The sequence below is a fragment of the Ensifer sp. Root142 genome (genome assembly GCF_001426785.1).
Taxonomy (GTDB): Bacteria; Pseudomonadota; Alphaproteobacteria; order Rhizobiales; family Rhizobiaceae; genus Ensifer; species Ensifer canadensis.
On record NZ_LMFK01000005.1, the window covers coordinates 40193 to 58204 of the forward strand.

Genomic DNA, 18012 nt, shown 5'->3' on the forward strand with positions numbered 1-18012 from the left:
GGCCTGTAGATTTGCGCTAGCTATTGATCGTTTCTTGGAGCTTCTCGATTTTTGCAAGTATGACGTCGAAGGTGGGCGGACTGTCATCGAACATCATCGGCGCCATCGCACGATAGTCTGCACGCAGATCCCTGACCCGCGCCTCGCTCGGCATCAGGCGCAGCGTCCCTGGCCGCGCGGTGTCATAGCTGGCCCAGCCCGATCGGAAGAAGGTCGCCTTGTGCTTCGCCACCGTCGCCAGAAGGTCGAAATCGCTTGCTGCGGATTTGCCCTCGTCGGTATCGAGAAGCATGGCGAGGTCGTAATAGTGTCGTGAAAAGTATTGCGGCGTCGCGGATTCAGCAGGGCGATGGACCTCCGCGTGCAACGCCGTGGCCTTCTCCCAAAAGGTCCGCTGCGCAGCGAGAACGGTGACAGCTGCGTCGGGATTTTCGAAGAAGTCGGGATAATCCTCCGCCGCATAGGGGCGCATGACCTTCTGCTCCGTCGGCCAGGGATCGCCGCGCGCGCCGAGTTCGAGCTTCACCCGCGGCGTGATGTAGGCCATGCCCTCATATTCGGCGGTGGGTAGCGCGGTCGGATAGTGGAAGTTCACGTTCTGCGCGTCGCCGGCATCGATCTCCAGCGACCAGGCGCCATCGGTCGGTTCGCCGAGTTGCTCTGTGATGGCGGCGCGAAGCGCCGGAAGCAACTTCTCGGCGATATGCGCCTCGACGTCGCCCACGAGATCTTGGATGAGTTGAGCCGCTTTTTTTCGGCTAATTCCCTCTTTCTCGGGATCACGGTCGCCGACGTAGCCGAGGTCGGCACGATCAAAGGAAAGATCGATATCTTCGGAAAAGCGGCGGATCGCGCCGAAGGCCTTTGAGAGGGACGTGCCGCCCTTGAAGACCAAAGTGGCAGCGTCCTTCCCTTGCAGGCCGAAAAGCCGCTTCAAGGTCCAGCAGACCCAGAAGTCCTTTTCGATGATCGTGTCGGCGACCCCTCGGCCCGCGCCGGTCTCGCCAAACAGGGCCGCCCGATCGGTGGCTGGGAGAAGAGCGACCTTATCCATCTATGTCGCCCGACGCTGCGTTGGCGATCGAGACGAGCGTCGGCCGCATCCAAGCGGGGGCTTGGACCGCGGTGGAGGCAAGTGTCTTCTTGTCGCTGGCCGACAGACGCCGCGCTGCGATCTGTGCAACGTCGGCGGCGCGCACCTGCCCCACATGACGAAGGGCTTGGACGACCGTGCCGGCCGCGCTGCCCGGAGCAATCAGATGCTTGGGCGAGGCGTGACGCAGATCGACCACGCGCTTGCCCAGCACGACGCGGCGGGAGGGGCCATCAGTCAGATACGTGCTCTTCGCCGGAACCTGAGTCGAGAGGCCGAGCGCGTTCGCCGCGCGCGCGCCAGCGATCTGCACCCGTGAGCCGGTCTCGCGTGCAAGCGCCTGCGCAACGTCGTCGGGAGTTGGAGAAAGCGGGCCGAGCTTGGGATGGACCTTGGGGTAATCATACAGGCCACGCGCCAGGCGGCGGAGCTTTCCGGTCTTCGCCAGGCGGGAAAGGGCTTGATCGACCGCTGCGCGCGCCGCCACGTCCAGGAAGTCACGAGGCGTGAAGACGCCGCCACGCCCGCCTGCGCGGGCGCGTCGCATGATCCGATCCGGAACTGATGTGACGTCGACTTTCATGTGTCAGAAAATATGATATCTTTTTCTGACATGCAAGGGCCGCGAAATACGGAGGCGAAAACGGTCGACTGGCGGCAAGCGGCGATCCGTGGTGTCTTACTTTACTGCCGAAAAGGCGGTCGGTGACAACAACTGGTTAGAGATATTGGAGAGGATTTGCCCGTCGCGCTCTGACTCGTCGCGGGCCTTAAGCCATGCGGGATCAGTGGTGAAAGCTTTCCATTTCACCTCGCGATCGGCTAGCGATTCCCAGGCGATGAGGTAGGTGAGACGCTGGCTGTTTTCGCCCACGATTGTGGTGAAGAAACCCGCCTGCTTGATGCCGTGCTTGTCCCATATTGCCAGCGTGTGTTCGGCAAAGCGGTTGAGCAGCGCGGGCAATCGGCCGGGCAGGCAGTCGTAAATTCTGAGCTCATAGATCAAAGTCTTGCTTCCTTATGTGCCTTGAGAAGGACATGTGTTTGGCGCTTGCTCCCTGCGCCCACGATGGCCTCAGAACTTGCAGCAACGTCATTTTCACTGTTAGAACGGGCCCTGCGGGTATGTCCAAACCGCTAATCTCCTGTCAAGCTGATCGCCTGCGTTTAGGCGCCGATTGGCCATGATGTTACGAACGTTGAGCACGGTGGCCAAGTTTGGAAGCTAATCGTGGGAATGGCCGGTTAGAGCAGCCCTTGGCAGTTAATTTTGAGACGGGCGCCAGCAGCAACGCGTTGCCAATCTCCGACAGCAATCTCTCTCGGCTTGTGCAGCCTTCGAGGCTCACTATCTCTAGTGTACCCCAACACTGGAGCATGGCCATGGATCGAAGCGCGGCTGATATGCCGAAAGTATGAAACGAAATTCTTCCGCCGGACCGCGATTGAGAAGTGTGCGTTGGATGCAACGGCATGTGCTTGCTGTCGAAGGTTTACGTCCGGCCTCGAGCATGGGTGACGATGGCTGCGGGATCTGCGACGAATGCCTGGCACCATGACCGCCGACGGCACGAAACCTCCATCGATCCAGGCGATATTTGAAGACGCGCTAGCGAAACTGCCGGACGGCTATGTCGACGGATATTTTGGTAATCGACCATGGGGCGTGACCGTCAAGCGGTCGCGGGATGGCAAACGGACTTGGCTCTATGGCGAGGAGCTTAGCGGAAGTGATATCGTCAGCTTCAACCTCTATCGACTGGCTGGACATGGACCTATACTGAAGCCGTGCGAAATGTCCTGCGCCAAGGTGATCGAATTCGTTCTCGGCTTTGAGCCCAGCATAGAGAAGGCTGCGTCTCAACCATAATGGCCGAAGAATGAGCACAAGGCCTATATTGCATTGCAACATGTGCATAACTGCACTGCGATTTAAGCGCTGGCGGTCGAGGCAGCCTCTGATATTTTGAGGTCAACGAAGCAATGCACCTCCTCCCGCAGAGCTTCGTGTTCAGGCGACCCACTCCTCCTCCCAAGGGGAGCCTGACAGAACAGCGGCACTCCTCCTCCCAGCCGTTGTTCAATCTTTCGAGAAGCCTGCCGCACCTCCTCCCGCGGCAGGCTTTTTCGTTTCTCCGAGATATTCAAGCCCTGAATTCAGGCATCAAAGCAGACTGCCCTGTTCCACCGGCTCTCCGGATTTCGACACGATCGTGGACCCGTACGGTTCGCGCGACGAAATGATCAGCGCGTCATCCGGTAACGGCCGGGCAAGGTCCTTTGCTTCATCCCAGGGCGCGCGCATCCAGATGTCGGTCTCTTCCTTCGTCAGCAACAGAACCGGCATGGCCTTCTCATGGATCGGCTTCACCAGGTCGTTGGGATCCGTAGTCAAGAACCCATAGAGGTCGTCGGTGGTCAGGCCATCCCTGACCTTTCGGACACTCTGCCATTGCGGCACATGCAGACCGGCAAAGAACATCAGCGACTTCTGCTCATCGCGGGCGAACCAGGCATTTGGCACGTTTCCGCCAACCTTCTGGCTGGCCGGATCCGGTTCCGCGAAACTGGTGACCGGGACGAGGCATCGATTTTCGACACCAAACCATCGTTTCCAGTGCGGAAAACTGAGCTTGCGCACATTGGTCGTGCCGCGGTCGGCCTCCATGCGGATGAGCTCTTCGAGATCGAAAGCCTTGCCCTTGGCCGCAAGTTTCTCGGCCTTCGCTTTGGCCGCCTTCTCGAGCGCGAAACGCGGGGAAGGCAGTCCCCAGCGCGCATGGACCAGTTGCTTCTTTCCGTCGGCGGTGTTGCGGACGATCGGTCCCATCTGATCCGGGTTCATCTGGTAGGCTGGCATCAGATTGATCAGGCTTTCCGCGTCCTGGGCCCACTTTGCGACCCAGTCCTTGTCTTCCATGCGATAAAGGTTGCACATAGCAGGCCATCTACTCCGATTGAGCTCGAATGGCGGACAATCTAGCGGACGGCGCTGTTTTCGCTAGTCGAGCCGGAAGACCTCGGCATTGTCCTGGCGTTCTCGCAAGCCCTTGTAGGATGGGTGGCGGAGTTTCCCGTCCGCCGTCCAGGCGCGAAACTCGATCTCAGCAATCAAGGTCGGTTCGACCCAGATGACATCGGCACTTCCGGAATAGGGCAGGGGCGGCTGCTTTCGCTTCCAGCGGAGCGTGTCCAGCATCTTCCGTAACCTGCTCGCCTCGACTTCTTTGAATCCAGTGCCGACGCTTCCGACGTGGACGAGATCATCCCCACGATACGCAGCAAGCACCAACGAGCCGAAGCCGGCTGGGGACGCTGCCGACTTCTCATAACCGACGATGAAGAAGGCCTCGCCCTGAATGCATTTGACTTTTACCCAATCGCCGGTCCGGCCCGAGCGATAAGGCCGGTCGAGGTGCTTGCCGACGATGCCTTCCAGGCCGAGGCGGCAGACATGCTCCAGCAGGACGGCTGGTTCGGCATCGAGTGTTTCCGATAGCCTGACGGCGCCGGCTTGGTCGCTCTTTGGGCCGTTTAACGTGTCCTCGAGAAGGTGTCGGCGGGACCGGTATTCGATTCCGCGCAGATCGTGCCCGTCCAGATAAACAAGATCGAAAGCGTAGAGGACGGCTTCGGAGGCACGGTTGCCAGCTTGTTTGCCGGATGCGCCCAGCGATTGCTGCAGCAGCCCAAAATCCGGACGACCCTCTTCGTCGAGCACAACGGCCTCGCCATCGATGATCATCGTCGCCGGCCCGAGCGCTCGGGCGGCCTGCTCTATCGCTGGAAACCGGTGCGTCCAGTCATGGCCGCCACGCGTGAGGATCCGGATCCCCCGCGGTTCAATGTGAACGGCAAGGCGATAGCCATCCAATTTCAGCTCCCAGCTCCACTCGCTTCCCTTTGGGGGACGGGTCTTCAATTCCGCCAGCGCAGGCTCGACGCGCTCAGGCATGGGATCGAACAGGAGCTGTGGTTGGGCTGGATTTCGCTTGCCTCGCGGCCGGGAACGGATCGGGGCCTCGGTGTCACGAAGGAGGGGTTTTGATCTCGGAGGCTTCGTCATGCCGGGAGTTCAGCAGAAAAATCTTAAAGACACTGTGACGATCCCGACTTGTCCTCGCAATTCACACAAAGGGGTTAGCGCTCGCAGGCGCCCGGAAAAAATTCGTAGGACGCTATTGGGCTGATTCCTATGGGTATTCTGCTCATTTCTAATGATCAGGATAATATTCCCATCCCTCCGGTTGCTTGACTCTTTTATTGGGTCGGAACAGAAAGAGAACATCCGCATTTTGTTCGACATGATGTCGGCCACCTACACGACCTTGAAGGGAGCCGTGAACGATGACTGCTGCCCGTGAAAGGGTGATTTCCGATTTGCGCGAACGCATTGCATTGCTGGAAGGCGTATCAGCAAGGAAAGCCGGCTGTCTCTCCTTTGGGGTGCCGGAAATCGATGCAGTGCTCCCGGGAGGTGGTCTGGCCTATGGCGCCCTGCACGAATTTGCAGGCGGCGGGTCGGGGACGGTGGATGGTGCGGCAGCAGCCCTGTGTGCGGCGGGCATCGCGGCCCGCACCAAAGGCCCGATCGTCTGGTGCCTGACGCGCCCCGATCTGTTTTTTCCGGCGCTCGCCCAGGTCGGCCTCCATCCCGACCGGGTGATCTTTGTCGAATCCGATAGGGAGGAAGACGTTCTGGCAAATATGGAGGAAGGGCTTTCCTTTGGTGGGCTCGGCGCAGTCGTCGGCGAACTTGTTCGCCTGCCGATGGTCAGCTCGCGCCGGCTGCAGCTGGCGGCTGAGCGAACGGGCACGATGGCGCTTGCCGTGCGACGTTGGCGGCGACAGACGGAGGCGAATGATTTCGGGCAGCCGACAGCGTCGATCACCCGATGGCGGGTGAGCGTGATGCCGTCGGAGGAATTGCCGGTGCCGGGTGTGGGGAGGGCCCAATGGTTGCTGGAATTGATGCGCGTGAAAGCGGGTGAATGTGCTGAGTTTCTCGTGAGGGCGTGCGATGACAAGGGTCGTCTCGATCTATCTTCCGGATCTGCCGACGGATCGCATTCGTCGGGCCGATCCGTCTATTCCGCCTGAACAGGCGATCGCCGTGATCGCGAGGAGCGGCTCGAAACGCTGGGTGTCGGCCGCCGACGCGGCCGCCAGGAAAGCCGGCGTGCATGTCGGAATGCCGGCGGCCAAAGCACAGGCGCTGTTCCGCGGCCTGATGCTGGTCGAGGCGGATCCTGCAAAGGATGCCGCAGCACTCGAACGCATTACCCTCTGGGCGCTGACGCTCTATTCGCCGATCGTCGCGGTCGATGGGATCGATGGGATCGTCATGGATACCGAGGGTGCCGATCACCTCCAGGGCGGCGAGCTCGCCATGGTGACCAAGATCGCCAATCAGTTCCTGGCAAAAAAACTCACCCCCCGAGTAGCGGTCGCCGACACCTGGGGTGCGGCACACGCCTGCGCCCGCGCCATCAGCCGCGAGACGGTCATCGCGCCGACCGGCGAGACCGCGCGTGCCGTCGAAAAGCTGCCGATATCGTTGCTGCGCCTTCCCGGGAAAGTCGTCAGCGATCTGCGCACGCTCGGCTTCCAGGCGATCGGCGAATTGGCCAACACGCCGCGCGCGCCGCTGACGCTCCGTTTCGGTCCGGAGATTGGCCGGCGGCTGGACCAGATGTTCGGCCGCATCTGCGAACCGATCGATCCGATCCGCACCGCCGAGCTCGTCGAGGTGAGCCGCGCCTTCGCCGAACCGATCGGTGCTGCCGAAACCATCGACAAATATGTCGGCCGGCTGGTCGTGCAACTGATCGACGAGCTGCAAAGGCTTGGCCTTGGTGTTCGGCGCGCCGATCTGATCGTCGAAAAGGTCGACGGTTCGCGGCAGGCAATCCGCGCCGGCACGGTGAAGCCAGTGCGCGATGTCGCCTGGCTGACGAAACTGTTTCGCGATCGGACGGAGAAGATCGAGCCCGGTTTCGGGATCGAGAAGCTGACACTCGTCGCCGTCATGGCCGAGCCGCTGGAGGAGCGTCAGAAATCCTCATCGCTGGTCGAGGACGAGGTCACGGACGTGACGCCGCTGATCGATATCTACGGCAACCGTGGCCAGCGTGTTTATCGGGTGGCACCCGTTGCCTCCGACGTGCCCGAGCGCTCCGTCCATCGCATCAGCGCCGCGGCCAATCCGGTCGAGGTCACCTGGGTCAGCCATTGGCGCCGGCCGGTCCGGCTGCTGGCCCGTCCCGAGCTGATCGAGGCCATTGCCTTGCTGCCGGACCGTCCACCGGTCTCGATTACCTGGCGTGGCACGCGCCGGAAGGTCAAGCGCGCCGACGGTCCGGAACGGATCTTCGGCGAGTGGTGGCAGCGAGACGCCGAGATGGAGGCGGTGCGGGATTATTTCGTCATCGAAGACGAGGCTGGCGAGCGTCTCTGGGTGTTTCGCTCCGGTGATGGCATCGATCCTGAAACCGGAAGCCACCGCTGGTTCATGCACGGGATCTTCGCATGAGTTATGCCGAGCTGCAGGTCACGACCCATTTTTCCTTCCTGCGCGGTGCGAGTTCGGCGCAGGAACTGTTCGAAACCGCCAAGGCTCTCGGTATCGAAGCCGTCGGCGTTGTCGATCGCAATTCGCTTGCCGGAATTGTACGGGCGCTTGAAGCATCGCGCGCCACCGGTTTACGCCTCGTTGTCGGTTGCCGGCTCGATCTGCAAGACGGCATGTCGTTGCTGGTCTATCCAACCGACCGGACTGCCTATTCCCGGCTGACCCGCCTCATCACGCTCGGTAAGTCGCGCGGCGGCAAGAACAACTGCATCCTCCACTGGGACGATGTCATTGCCTACAACGACGGCATGATCTGCGTTCTTGTGCCGGATCTGCCGGATGACGCCTGCGCGATCCAGCTGCGCAAGATGGCCGAACTGTTTGGTGATCGGGCCTATGTATCGCTTTGTCTGCGGCGCCGGCAGAACGACCAGCTGCGGCTGCATGAGATTTCCAATCTTGCGGCGCGATTCAAGGTGCGAACGGTCGTCACCAATGATGTCCTCTTCCATGAGCCAAGCCGTCGGCAGTTGCAGGATATTGTCACCTGCATTCGCACCCGCACGACGATTGACGAGGCGGGCTTCGAGCGCGAGCGCCATGCTGATCGTTATCTGAAGCCGCCGGAAGAAATGGAGCGGTTGTTTCCACGGTACCGGCAAGCCCTCGCGCGAACCATGGAGATCGTCCGTCGGTGCACTTTCTCGCTCGAGGAGCTCACCTACCAATATCCAGAGGAAGCGATCGTGCCGGGCAAGGATGCCCAGGCCTCGCTGGAGCACTATGTCTGGCAATGCGTGCCCGATCGCTATCCCGAAGGTCTGCCGCCCGATGTGTTGAAGGTCGTGCGACACGAGCTCGATCTCATCCGCACCATGAAATACGCCCCGTATTTTCTGACCGTCTTCTCGATCGTGCGCTATGCCCGGTCTCAGGGCATTCTTTGCCAAGGCAGGGGTTCCGCCGCCAACAGTGCCGTCTGCTACATTCTCGGCATTACCAGCATCGACCCCTCGACCAACGATCTTTTGTTCGAACGCTTCGTCAGCCAGGAGCGCGACGAGCCGCCGGATATCGATGTGGATTTCGAGCACGAGCGGCGCGAAGAGGTGATCCAGTGGATCTATCGCACCTATTCTAGAGAAAAGGCAGCGCTCTGCGCCACCGCGACCCGCTACAGGGCGCGCGGCGCGATCCGCGATGTCGGCAAGGCGCTCGGCCTGCCGGAAGACGTGATCAAGGCGCTGTCGTCGGGCATGTGGTCCTGGTCGGAGGAGGTCTGCGATCGCAATGTCCGCGAGCTCAATCTCAATCCAGACGACCGGCGTCTTGTGCTGACTTTGAAGCTCGCCCAGCAATTGATGGGCGCGCCACGGCATCTCGGCCAGCATCCGGGCGGGTTCGTCCTAACACATGATCGGCTCGACGATCTCGTGCCGATCGAACCGGCCACGATGAAGGACCGTCAGATCATCGAATGGGACAAGGACGACGTCGAAGCCCTCAAATTCATGAAGGTGGACATCCTGGCCCTTGGAATGCTGACCTGCATGGCCAAGGCCTTCGATCTGATCCGCGAGCACAAGGATCGGGATCTCGACCTGTCGAAGATCGAGCAGGAGGATCCTGCGACCTATGCGATGATCCGCAAGGCCGATACGCTCGGCACGTTCCAGATCGAAAGCCGCGCCCAGATGGCGATGCTGCCGCGGCTGAAACCCCGGACCTTCTACGACCTCGTGGTGCAAGTTGCCATTGTCCGGCCCGGTCCGATCCAGGGCGACATGGTGCATCCCTATCTGCGCCGGCGCGAAGGCAAGGAGGCAGTCGAATATCCGACGCCCGAGCTTGAGGCGGTGCTCGGCAAGACGCTCGGCGTGCCGCTGTTTCAAGAGTCGGCGATGAGGGTGGCGATGGTCTGCGCCGGCTTTACCGGCGGCGAGGCCGATCAGCTGCGCAAGTCGATGGCGACCTTCAAGTTCACCGGCGGCGTTTCGCGGTTCAAGGACAAGCTCGTGTCCGGCATGGTGAGGAACGGCTACACGCCCGAATTCGCCGAAAAGACGTTCTCCCAGCTCGAAGGCTTTGGTTCCTATGGTTTCCCGGAGAGCCATGCTGCTTCGTTCGCGCTGATCGCCTATGCGTCGAGCTTTATCAAACGCCATTATCCGGAAGCGTTCTGTGCCGCCCTGATCAATTCGCAGCCGATGGGTTTTTACGCGCCGGCGCAGATCGTCGGCGACGCCAGAGCCCACGGCGTCGAGGTGCGGCCGGTCTGCATCAATCGGTCCCGGTGGGACTGTACCTTGGAGCGGATCGGCAATTCTGGCCGCCACGCCGTTCGGCTGGGTTTCCGGCAGGTGAAAGGGCTGGCGGTCGTTGATGCCGCGCGCATTGTCGCGGCACGCATGGACAATGCCTTTGTCTCGGTTGACGACATGTGGCGCCGATCCGGCGTGCCAGCGGAGGCGCTCGTCCAGCTTGCCAAGGCCGATGCATTTCTGCCCTCGCTGAAGCTTGAGCGCCGCGATGCGCTCTGGGCGATCAAGGCGCTGCGCGATCAACCCCTTCCGCTGTTTGCGGCGGCTGCCGAACGGGAGATGGCTGTAATCGCCGAGCAGCAGGAGCCGGAGGTCGCGCTTCGGCAGATGACGGACGGCCAGAACGTCATCGAGGACTACAGCCATACAGGGCTGACATTGCGGCAGCATCCGATCGCCTTCTTGCGCAGGGATTTGTCAGTGCGCAACATTATCACCTGTGCCGAGGCGATGAATTCGAGGGACGGGCGATGGGTCTATACCGCCGGTCTTGTTCTGGTGCGGCAAAAGCCCGGATCGGCCAAAGGCGTCATGTTCATCACCATCGAGGACGAGACCGGGCCGGCCAATCTTGTTGTCTGGCCGACACTCTTTGAAAAACGCCGGCGGGTCGTTCTCGGCTCTTCGATGATGGCGATCAACGGTCGGATCCAGCGGGAAGGGGAGGTCGTCCATCTTGTCGCCCAGCAGCTGTTCGACTTGTCAGGCGACCTTGTGGGCCTTGCAGATCGCGATGAAGAGTTCAAACTTCCGGCCGGCCGCGGCGATGAATTCGCCAGAGGCGGCGCGCCCGATCCGCGGGATAAGCCGAAGCCGGTTGTAGCCGCGCGCGACATGTTCGTGCCTGACCTTCATATCGATACGTTGAAGGTGAAGAGCAGGAATTTTCACTGAAATTCAGTCTGAGAGCTGGTCGTTGGTCCTAATCGGTTCAAGGCGAACCATACAGGTGGGCCTGACACCCCTTCATTAGGAAAGACCGTACCAGGCGCCGCGGCCGGCACCGTGCAGGACGAGGTGCTCTTGATCCACGAGTGCCTTGAGATGATCCTTGATAGTGTGACGGCTGGCATCGGTGATCCGTGCAGCCTCCGCGACCGTGATCCGCCCGTGCTCGCGCGCCAACTCGAGCAATATAACGGATAATTCCGGCATGTCGGCGAGGATAATACGCTCGCGCTCCATTTTCTTCTCAAGCCGGGTCTTCTGCCGATGCAGGGCTCTCAAAAAGAACTCGATCCAGGGATTCCAGTCGGGCTCCGCGCTGCGGATCGTTCCCTGCGTGCGCCGAAGCGAGATGTAATAGCTCTCCTTGCTTTGCTCTATGATGCTTTCGAGCGAGCTGTAGGGGACGTAAGCGTAGCCGGCCCGCAGGAGCAGCAAGGTGGTCAGAATACGCGATAATCGGCCATTGCCATCCTGGAATGGATGGATTTCGAGGAAAACAACAACGAAGATCGCGACGACCAAAAGTGGATGGAGCCGCTTTTCTCGCCCTTGCTCATCCAACCAGGAGATCAGTTCTTCCATTTGACGCGGCGTATCGAACGGCGATGCCGTTTCGAAAACGATGCCGAGGCTCTCGCCCTGTTCGTTAAACGCTTCCACGTTGTTGGAGAGGGTTTTGTAGGCGCCGCGATGCCGCTCGTCCTTTGTCGAATGCGCAAGAAGGTCGCGGTGGAGCTGACGGATATGATTCTCGGTGAACGAAATAGCTTCGTAAGCACTGAAGATGGTCTCCATCACCTCCGCATAGCCGGCAACCTCCTGCTCGTCGCGTGTCGTAAACGACCCTAGGCGAATGTTTGCCAGCAGCTTTCCGACCTCTCGGTCGGTGAGGCGTGCCCCTTCAATACGGGTGGAGGAACCGACGCTTTCGATCGTGGCGACACGCCGGAGGCTGGACAGCCGCTCAGGCGCGATCCGGCCGATCGCACGCCAAGCACCTTTAAATTCGTCGATTTCGGCGATCAGCGACAGGATTTCGGGCGTGATCCGGACGGTCGCCGTATTTAGAAATTCCATTTGGGCATCCATTCCCATCCAATTCCTGAGACGCTGTATGCACTATTTATCCATCCATTTCCATCCAATTTTCACGAGGGAGTTCGTCAGATCTGTCAGTCATGAGCTAGACGGCGGTCTTGCATCGGCTTTGCACCCGAATGGACACTGTATCTGCCTAACCGCAATTTCGAGCTTCAAGGTACAAAACATCTCTAAAAACCACCCAGACATTATCATTGATATCGCGCGGTCATTGGTCAGGGCGGGCAGCCAAGGTAAGGAGTGCTAACCGTCGATGACGACATCAAATTCACGACCGGTTTGACGACTGCTCAAGGCGTGCGGGTTGCGTTTCGCGGAACGCCTTTCGTCGAACGGACCGCTCCCCTGAACCAGAATGCGCTTTGGATGCGCTGGGACCGGAACATGGTCGTCGATGCCTATTCCGATATGGTCGAGGAGCTCTCGGCAATCCGTACGGCTGTCGCGATGGGCGACATGTCACCCTTATCCAAATACGTCATTGCGGGTCCCTATGATCTCGGTCTTGGCCGCCTGATCTGTCAAGGGCCGGTCAAGGGTGGTCCACAAACGGCTACCTCACTCGCGCTGCGACGAAACAGGCCATCTGGTACGATGGGCAGCAGCTTCTGAATTAACATTCGGTAATATTTTCGCGAATTGATGACTAGTCAGTATAACCAAATGATTTAATTATATTATTTCAAGATCATGTATTGACGCATCGCGAGCCTATTGGCTGGCGATGCGATTCAACGAGCTACGCGGCACTGTCTGCCAGACACTGTTTGCTGGGTCGTCGCGCCGCTGGGGTGGGGCGCCCACCCAATTCGCCGCGCTACAGGTTTTGATCAATCACTGGCGCTTGTCAGGCATCAGCGAGTTTGCCGTGAGGCACTCGCCAGTTTCGAAGCAAGGAGGGACGAGGGAGCGGGCACTTTAATAGCGAGCGCGCTGCCAGATGAAGTTGTCGGCCGCGAATTCTGGTAATATCTGCCCCACTTCCGCCCAATGGAGCCGCAACGATCTTGGCTTCCATGTTTGGAGATATAACGCCATGCCGACCCGGCGACATTTCCTTATCAGCTTCGTCGCAACGCCGATTGTGCTGCCGAGACTAGGCCATGCAGCCGGCGCTCCTGTGGAGCTGCCGCTTACGGCCAGTTGCGGGGATGACCACGAGCTGACGCCGGCACAGACCGAAGGCCCGTATTTTACGCCGGAGAGCCCTGAAAAACAGGACTTCGCGAGCGATGCACCGGGCGGTGAAAGGATGACGCTTGCTGGTTACGCACTAACCAGGGACTGCCAGCCCGTAGCAAAAGCGATGATCGAGTTATGGCATGCCGATGAGATGGGCGCCTACGACAATAGCGGATACAAGCTCCGCGGACATCAATTCACAGATGCAGAAGGCAAATGGTGGTTCGAGACGATCGTGCCCGGGATCTATCCTGGTCGCACTCGGCACTACCACGTAAAAGTCCAACGGCCCGGCGGGAAGGCGCTGACGACGCAGCTGTATTTTGCCGATGAGCCGGACAATGAGCGTGACCGCATGTTCAATGCAGACTTGTTGCTCGACATCAGAACGACGAGCGACGGAAAATTCGGCCGCTACAATTTCATAGTGGCGTAACCGGCGCTTTGCGTCTCTTGAGCTGCTTGGGCGCTGTCATCTTTAGGCGCTTCCGCCGGCGATCAATGCATCACGTGCGGCGCGAAACGCGTCTTGCAGCGCCGTGTAACCATCAAGTCCTTCAAGAGCGTAGCTATTGAGGAACTGACGCCCCGCGAACAGCTTGCGATCGACCGGGGTCAGCTCGGCTTCCGCGCAGACCTCTTGCCAGTGTGCGGCGATCCCCGTGATCTGCCGCTCGATCAGCGCGGCGGCTTCCGCCTCTTTCAGGTGATAATCCGGCGCGGCTGCAAGGCACGTTGCTAGAGTGCTGGTGCGGCCCTCGCCCTTGATCAGCATGGCCTGCGTGGCTTCGTTGCCCGTGCGGTTTTGCGGGCAGATGTCGTAGGCGGGCGTCAAGGTCAGCCTCTTGCCGTCCCAGAATGCGGCATGGTTGCGGGCATGGTCGTCGGTGTTGCCGCACAGGACGTTGAAGCAAATCCGTCCGTAGAGCTCCTTGAGCGTGTACTTGGGATCGGTGAAGCGGTGGCGGATCAGCTCGGCTAGGTCCTCGTAGGAGGCATAGCGGGCCATCATCTCATCAAGGCCCAGCATCGTGAGGGCCGAGACCATCGCGTGCCGCGTCCAGCCGGCCTTGGTATGCGTGCGGTCAAAGCGCTCGATCAGCAGCACGTCTTTTTGCGCGGCGCGGGTCATCGACACGGATGCCGCGTTGAGCCCGCAGGCGCTTGCCAGCTTCATCGCGATGAATTCCGCCTTTACGACGCTGTATGTGTCGTTGCTGGCCGAGAATTTGGCGATGAACTTTTTTGTCCCGTCATCGATCAGCGCCTTGGGGCGCGCTCCGCCGATCGAGGTGCCGTAATTGAGGGCCTGATCGAGCGCCGGGGTCAGAGGAACGCCCTTTTCGATGAGGTCAGCCGCTTCAAGGAGCTCGTCGAGCGATGCTTGCGCGGCAAGGCGGGGGATATATTCTGTGGCCGATGCCTGAAAATCGAGAGCGCCAATCCGGTCGGAGCCTGACTGGAGCAAATAGGTCAGCTCGCTGATCTCCGGCACACCGGCAGCGTCGGGCTTTTTGCCCGTCAGCCTGTTGATGATCACCCGACGGCCCCAGGCATCGGGCGAGCCGTCGCGGATACAGCTCGCCATCCGCAGGCCGTTGATGGGCGCGATTACGCCTTCCTGAAGGGGCAGTTCGGGCTCATAGATCGGTATGGCTTGCTTTCGACGCCGGTAGCTGGCGCCGTAGGTAAAGATCAGGCGCTCGCCATCCTGGTCGAGGCGGCCTGCAACCACCGGTTCCTTTGCCCCCAGCAACCACATCCAGACAAAGGCTTCAGTGGCGTCCGCCCTAGAAGTCATCATCGACTTCCTTCATCGTGTGGCGGACGCTCTTGGGCAGCAGGGAAAGTTTTTCATCAAGGCGGGCGTTGTGCATCTGCAGGGTGCGCTCATCATAGTCGAACAGACGCACGCCCACGAGGGAGGCGACCTCGAAGACGATGCCGATCTCAGGGCCGGGCGTGCCCTTTTCGATGCTGGACAGCGTCGTGCGGCTGATGCCGGCGCGGTCGGCCAGTTCTTGCGCCGTTAGGCGGCGCTCGGCTCGGCCGACGCGGATCAGTTTGCCAAGCATGGTGAGCGCTTCGCGCGTCACTCTTGAATAGCTTCTCTTGCGTGGCACGGTAGGCACCTCTTTTGTCCATCTAATTGTACGTGAAGGACGGTTGCGCCCAGAATTTTGTACATCTTGCCATGATGCGTACGGCTGAGTCAAAGGTTGTTCATTTGATTGGTCATAAGGGAAGCAACCCCTTGATGGCGCCGCGACTTACGGATTCGCCAAGCCTCGTAGAAGGTCGTCTGGTCGTAGGACGCATCTTTGGTTTTCGTTTTAACCGTCTTCACGAAGAGGGCACCGCTGCGGCTCTACAAGGTAGTGTCACTTTTCCCCTCGCCTCCCTGGAACAAGCCGAAACCCTTATTGCGGATATCGGGGGAATCGATCGCCGGCGTGCCGAACTGTCCAATGTCCCGGCTTAGCTTCCCGACGGCAGGGCCATTGCTCGGATCATCTCAGCGCCCCTTGAGGCGGCCGGGCCCGATAGCGGAACAACGAGATCCTTGGTTCGTCTCGTTTCAAGACCGCGCTCTCGGTCAGGCCGATTGCTCATAAGCGCGCTCTTAACGCCAAGGCTTATGATCCGTCAGGTTTCTCGCGCTGCTTTCGCGATCAATAGCGCCAAAATATTTGCCGGGTCTGCCCGTCATGTACGGGCAGACCCGAGAGATCGTGTTCAGACGAGGTTTGTCACAACGTTGACGTTGCCATGCGTTGCTTTGGAGTACGGGCAAATGCTGTGCGCGGCGTCGAGCAGTTCGCGAGCGATGACAGGATCGATGCCGGGTACGCTGACATTGAAACGGGCGCTCAGGAAATAGTTGCCGTCATCGACATTGAGATCGATCTCGGCATCGACCGCGATCCCGGCCGCGAGCTTGATCTGCCTCTGGGAGGCGGCAACTTCGATCGCGCCCATGTAGCAGGCCGACCAGGCGGCACCGAAGAGATTTTCAGCGGCCGGATGCGGCTGCTTCATCTTGACGTCGAGAAAGCCGGCGCTGCTGCGAGCGCCGCCATCGCGGCCGTTGGTGTTGTGCGTCTTGCCAGTGAAGAGAACCTTATGGGTCATAGCGAATTTCCTGTCCTAGGTTTTGATGGATTGATCGTCTGCACCTTGTGCTGATCCAAGAGTTACGCTGCTGGGACAGGAACCGCACGTTAGGCGTTGTTAGACGTCAATAGTCGCGATTAACGACATCGGGAGCGTTGTGAGCGGCAAGATGGGAACCGCACCTCAGGGCAGTGCACCGCGAGCGGTCGCTGGCGTCGTCTTCGATGACCATCAAGGTCACTATCATCATCTAACAACGCCTAACGTGTGCATTCGACGGCCTCGGCGTACCCCTTAAAGCAGCACAGGGGTGCAGACGATCCGATTTACCGAGGAGAATGCTAATGACCGTAATCAAGATTGACGTTATCGACGAAGACCGCCGCCGCCTGCTGGGTGCCGTCGCATCCGGGATCGCCGTCCTGGGCACTGCGAGTTTGCTTCCCTCATATGCCAAGGCGGCGACGGGATCTGACACCATCCGCCCGTTTCAGGTGAACATTCCGCAAGCGGATCTGGACGACCTTCGCGCCCGCCTCGCCCGCACGCGGCTACCGGAAAAAGAGACCGTCGGCGACTTTACCCAAGGCGTACCGCTGAAGACGACCAAGCAGTTGCTGGATCACTGGCAGAACAAATATGACTGGCGAAAGGTCGAGGCCCGGATTAACGCCGTACCCAACTTCATTACGGAGATCGACGGGCTGGACATCCATTTCATTCATGTCCGCAGCAGGCACGAAAACGCACTGCCGCTGATCGTGACGCACGGTTGGCCGGGTTCGATCATCGAGCAGTTGAAGATCATCGGCCCACTGACCGACCCGACTGCCCACGGCGGAAGCGCTTCGGATGCATTCCATATCGTCATCCCGTCGATGCCGGGCTACGGATTCTCTGGCAAGCCTGAAGCGACGGGATGGGGACCGGAACGCATTGCCAGCGCCTGGACTACCCTGATGCGCCGTCTGGGCTACACCCAGTTTGTCGCACAGGGCGGCGATTGGGGTGCTGTCGTAACCGACATGATCGGCGTGCAGGCTCCTCCGGAACTGCTCGGCATCCATACCAACATGCCGGGCGCAATACCCGATGCCATCAACGGTGCAGCATTTTCCGGAGCCCCGACCCCAGCAGGTCTCTCGGATGAAGAAAAGCATTCGTATGATCAACTTGTCTTTTTCTACAAGCATGTTTCCTACGCATTCCTGATGGGAACGCGGCCGCAGACCCTCACCGGATTGACGGACTCCCCGATCGCACTTGCGACCTACATGCTCGATCACGACGGGGCGAGCCTGGAAATGATCGCCCGCTCTTTCGACGGGCAGGATGAAGGCCTCAGCCCCGACGATGTCCTCGACAATGTGACGCTGTTCTGGCTGACAAACACGGGCGTATCGGCCGCGCGCCTTTACTGGGAGAACAAGCTCGCATTCTTCGCCGCGAAGGGGGTCAAGGTGCCGGTCGCGGTCAGCGTCTTTCCGGACGAACTCTACCAGACGCCGCGCACCTGGGCTGAACAGGCGTACCCAAATCTCGTGCACTACAACAAGCTTCCAAAGGGCGGACACTTCGCAGCCTGGGAGCAGCCGAAGCTTTTTACCGACGAGGTGCGCGCCGGCTTCCGCAGCCTTCGCAAATCCGGCTGAACATAGGCTGAAGCCTCGGCGCGTGCACTG

Annotated in this window: 16 protein-coding genes; 7 read left to right on the top strand and 9 right to left on the bottom strand. The window is 60.0% G+C overall.

The annotated features are described in order from the left end of the window. Positions 1 to 16: 16 nt before the first annotated feature. The 3 genes from ASD52_RS08275 to ASD52_RS08285 all read right to left on the bottom strand — a co-directional run bounded on the left by ASD52_RS08275 (position 17) and on the right by ASD52_RS08285 (position 2099). Positions 17 to 1054 (bottom strand): nucleotidyl transferase AbiEii/AbiGii toxin family protein, encoded by a 1038-nt coding sequence (locus ASD52_RS08275; protein ID WP_057220444.1) that lies wholly within the window; start codon positions 1052 to 1054, stop codon positions 17 to 19. Further along, complete coding sequence (locus ASD52_RS08280; protein WP_234908022.1) at positions 1047 to 1676, bottom strand: DUF6088 family protein; 630 nt, start codon at positions 1674 to 1676, stop codon at positions 1047 to 1049. Before ASD52_RS08280 ends, ASD52_RS08275 begins: the two co-directional genes overlap by 8 nt. Positions 1677 to 1772: 96 nt before the next feature. Beyond that, on the bottom strand, positions 1773 to 2099 hold the full coding sequence (locus ASD52_RS08285; RefSeq protein ID WP_057210717.1) for an NIPSNAP family protein: 327 nt from the start codon (positions 2097 to 2099) through the stop codon (positions 1773 to 1775). A gap of 537 nt (positions 2100 to 2636) precedes the next feature. On the opposite strand from ASD52_RS08285, the gene ASD52_RS08290 reads away from it, so the two are divergent. Further along, complete coding sequence (locus ASD52_RS08290) at positions 2637 to 2963, top strand: hypothetical protein (protein ID WP_057223887.1); 327 nt, start codon at positions 2637 to 2639, stop codon at positions 2961 to 2963. A gap of 294 nt (positions 2964 to 3257) precedes the next feature. Here the strand turns inward: ASD52_RS08290 and ASD52_RS08295 are convergent, their stop codons facing one another. Both ASD52_RS08295 and ligD read right to left on the bottom strand, forming a co-directional pair. Next, positions 3258 to 4031, bottom strand: a complete 774-nt coding sequence (locus ASD52_RS08295) for an SOS response-associated peptidase (RefSeq protein ID WP_057220446.1) — start codon at positions 4029 to 4031, stop codon at positions 3258 to 3260. A gap of 63 nt (positions 4032 to 4094) precedes the next feature. After that, entirely contained in the window at positions 4095 to 5159 is a 1065-nt protein-coding gene (gene ligD, locus ASD52_RS08300; RefSeq protein ID WP_057215837.1) for a non-homologous end-joining DNA ligase, read from the bottom strand. 281 nt (positions 5160 to 5440) lie between these two features. Between ligD and ASD52_RS08305 the strand changes: the two genes are divergently transcribed. The 3 genes from ASD52_RS08305 to ASD52_RS08315 are packed head-to-tail and all read left to right on the top strand — an operon-like array spanning position 5441 to position 10879. Beyond that, the gene (locus ASD52_RS08305; protein ID WP_057220447.1) at positions 5441 to 6193 is read left to right on the top strand and encodes an ImuA family protein; all 753 of its coding nucleotides are present in this window, start codon (positions 5441 to 5443) and stop codon (positions 6191 to 6193) included. Beyond that, the gene (locus ASD52_RS08310; RefSeq protein WP_057220448.1) at positions 6114 to 7625 is read left to right on the top strand and encodes a DNA polymerase Y family protein; all 1512 of its coding nucleotides are present in this window, start codon (positions 6114 to 6116) and stop codon (positions 7623 to 7625) included. Before ASD52_RS08305 ends, ASD52_RS08310 begins: the two co-directional genes overlap by 80 nt. Continuing rightward, positions 7622 to 10879, top strand: a complete 3258-nt coding sequence (locus ASD52_RS08315) for an error-prone DNA polymerase (RefSeq protein WP_057220449.1) — start codon at positions 7622 to 7624, stop codon at positions 10877 to 10879. The genes ASD52_RS08310 and ASD52_RS08315 overlap by 4 nt, the downstream gene beginning before the upstream one ends. A gap of 75 nt (positions 10880 to 10954) precedes the next feature. Here the strand turns inward: ASD52_RS08315 and ASD52_RS08320 are convergent, their stop codons facing one another. Continuing rightward, positions 10955 to 12022: a Fic family protein gene (locus ASD52_RS08320; RefSeq protein ID WP_234908023.1), complete on the bottom strand. Its 1068-nt coding sequence runs from the start codon at positions 12020 to 12022 to the stop codon at positions 10955 to 10957. A gap of 252 nt (positions 12023 to 12274) precedes the next feature. On the opposite strand from ASD52_RS08320, the gene ASD52_RS08325 reads away from it, so the two are divergent. Both ASD52_RS08325 and ASD52_RS08330 read left to right on the top strand, forming a co-directional pair. Continuing rightward, the gene (locus ASD52_RS08325) at positions 12275 to 12646 is read left to right on the top strand and encodes a hypothetical protein (protein WP_057215852.1); all 372 of its coding nucleotides are present in this window, start codon (positions 12275 to 12277) and stop codon (positions 12644 to 12646) included. A 424-nt stretch (positions 12647 to 13070) separates the two neighbouring features. Beyond that, the gene (locus ASD52_RS08330; RefSeq protein ID WP_057215855.1) at positions 13071 to 13652 is read left to right on the top strand and encodes an intradiol ring-cleavage dioxygenase; all 582 of its coding nucleotides are present in this window, start codon (positions 13071 to 13073) and stop codon (positions 13650 to 13652) included. Positions 13653 to 13694: 42 nt separating this feature from the next. On the opposite strand, the gene ASD52_RS08335 is transcribed toward ASD52_RS08330, so the two are convergent. The 3 genes from ASD52_RS08335 to ASD52_RS08345 all read right to left on the bottom strand — a co-directional run bounded on the left by ASD52_RS08335 (position 13695) and on the right by ASD52_RS08345 (position 16348). Next, a complete protein-coding gene (locus tag ASD52_RS08335) occupies positions 13695 to 15017 on the bottom strand; it encodes a type II toxin-antitoxin system HipA family toxin (protein WP_057215858.1) in 1323 nt (440 codons plus the stop codon). Next, the gene (locus tag ASD52_RS08340) at positions 15007 to 15291 is read right to left on the bottom strand and encodes a helix-turn-helix domain-containing protein (protein WP_057211187.1); all 285 of its coding nucleotides are present in this window, start codon (positions 15289 to 15291) and stop codon (positions 15007 to 15009) included. Before ASD52_RS08340 ends, ASD52_RS08335 begins: the two co-directional genes overlap by 11 nt. Before the next feature lie 661 nt (positions 15292 to 15952). After that, positions 15953 to 16348 (bottom strand): Ohr family peroxiredoxin, encoded by a 396-nt coding sequence (locus ASD52_RS08345; protein ID WP_057223889.1) that lies wholly within the window; start codon positions 16346 to 16348, stop codon positions 15953 to 15955. A gap of 326 nt (positions 16349 to 16674) precedes the next feature. Here ASD52_RS08345 and ASD52_RS08350 point away from each other — a divergent pair, with 326 nt between their 5' ends. Beyond that, the gene (locus ASD52_RS08350; RefSeq protein WP_082555479.1) at positions 16675 to 17982 is read left to right on the top strand and encodes an epoxide hydrolase family protein; all 1308 of its coding nucleotides are present in this window, start codon (positions 16675 to 16677) and stop codon (positions 17980 to 17982) included. Positions 17983 to 18012 lie beyond the last annotated feature (30 nt).

Excerpts from the sequence above, each read along its gene's own strand:
- ASD52_RS08330 (WP_057215855.1), top strand. The coding sequence starts at position 13,071 with ATGCCGACCCGGCGACATTTCCTTATCAGCTTCGTCGCAACGCCGATT.
- ASD52_RS08295 (WP_057220446.1), bottom strand. The coding sequence starts at position 4,031 with ATGTGCAACCTTTATCGCATGGAAGACAAGGACTGGGTCGCAAAGTGG.
- ASD52_RS08275 (WP_057220444.1), bottom strand. The coding sequence starts at position 1,054 with ATGGATAAGGTCGCTCTTCTCCCAGCCACCGATCGGGCGGCCCTGTTT.
- ASD52_RS08340 (WP_057211187.1), bottom strand. The coding sequence starts at position 15,291 with ATGCTTGGCAAACTGATCCGCGTCGGCCGAGCCGAGCGCCGCCTAACG.
- ASD52_RS08350 (WP_082555479.1), top strand. The coding sequence starts at position 16,675 with ATGACCGTAATCAAGATTGACGTTATCGACGAAGACCGCCGCCGCCTG.
- ASD52_RS08310 (WP_057220448.1), top strand. The coding sequence starts at position 6,114 with ATGACAAGGGTCGTCTCGATCTATCTTCCGGATCTGCCGACGGATCGC.
- ASD52_RS08280 (WP_234908022.1), bottom strand. The coding sequence starts at position 1,676 with ATGAAAGTCGACGTCACATCAGTTCCGGATCGGATCATGCGACGCGCC.
- ASD52_RS08315 (WP_057220449.1), top strand. The coding sequence starts at position 7,622 with ATGAGTTATGCCGAGCTGCAGGTCACGACCCATTTTTCCTTCCTGCGC.
- ligD (WP_057215837.1), bottom strand. The coding sequence starts at position 5,159 with ATGACGAAGCCTCCGAGATCAAAACCCCTCCTTCGTGACACCGAGGCC.
- ASD52_RS08305 (WP_057220447.1), top strand. The coding sequence starts at position 5,441 with ATGACTGCTGCCCGTGAAAGGGTGATTTCCGATTTGCGCGAACGCATT.
- ASD52_RS08335 (WP_057215858.1), bottom strand. The coding sequence starts at position 15,017 with ATGACTTCTAGGGCGGACGCCACTGAAGCCTTTGTCTGGATGTGGTTG.
- ASD52_RS08320 (WP_234908023.1), bottom strand. The coding sequence starts at position 12,022 with ATGGATGCCCAAATGGAATTTCTAAATACGGCGACCGTCCGGATCACG.
- ASD52_RS08290 (WP_057223887.1), top strand. The coding sequence starts at position 2,637 with ATGCCTGGCACCATGACCGCCGACGGCACGAAACCTCCATCGATCCAG.
- ASD52_RS08345 (WP_057223889.1), bottom strand. The coding sequence starts at position 16,348 with ATGACCCATAAGGTTCTCTTCACTGGCAAGACGCACAACACCAACGGC.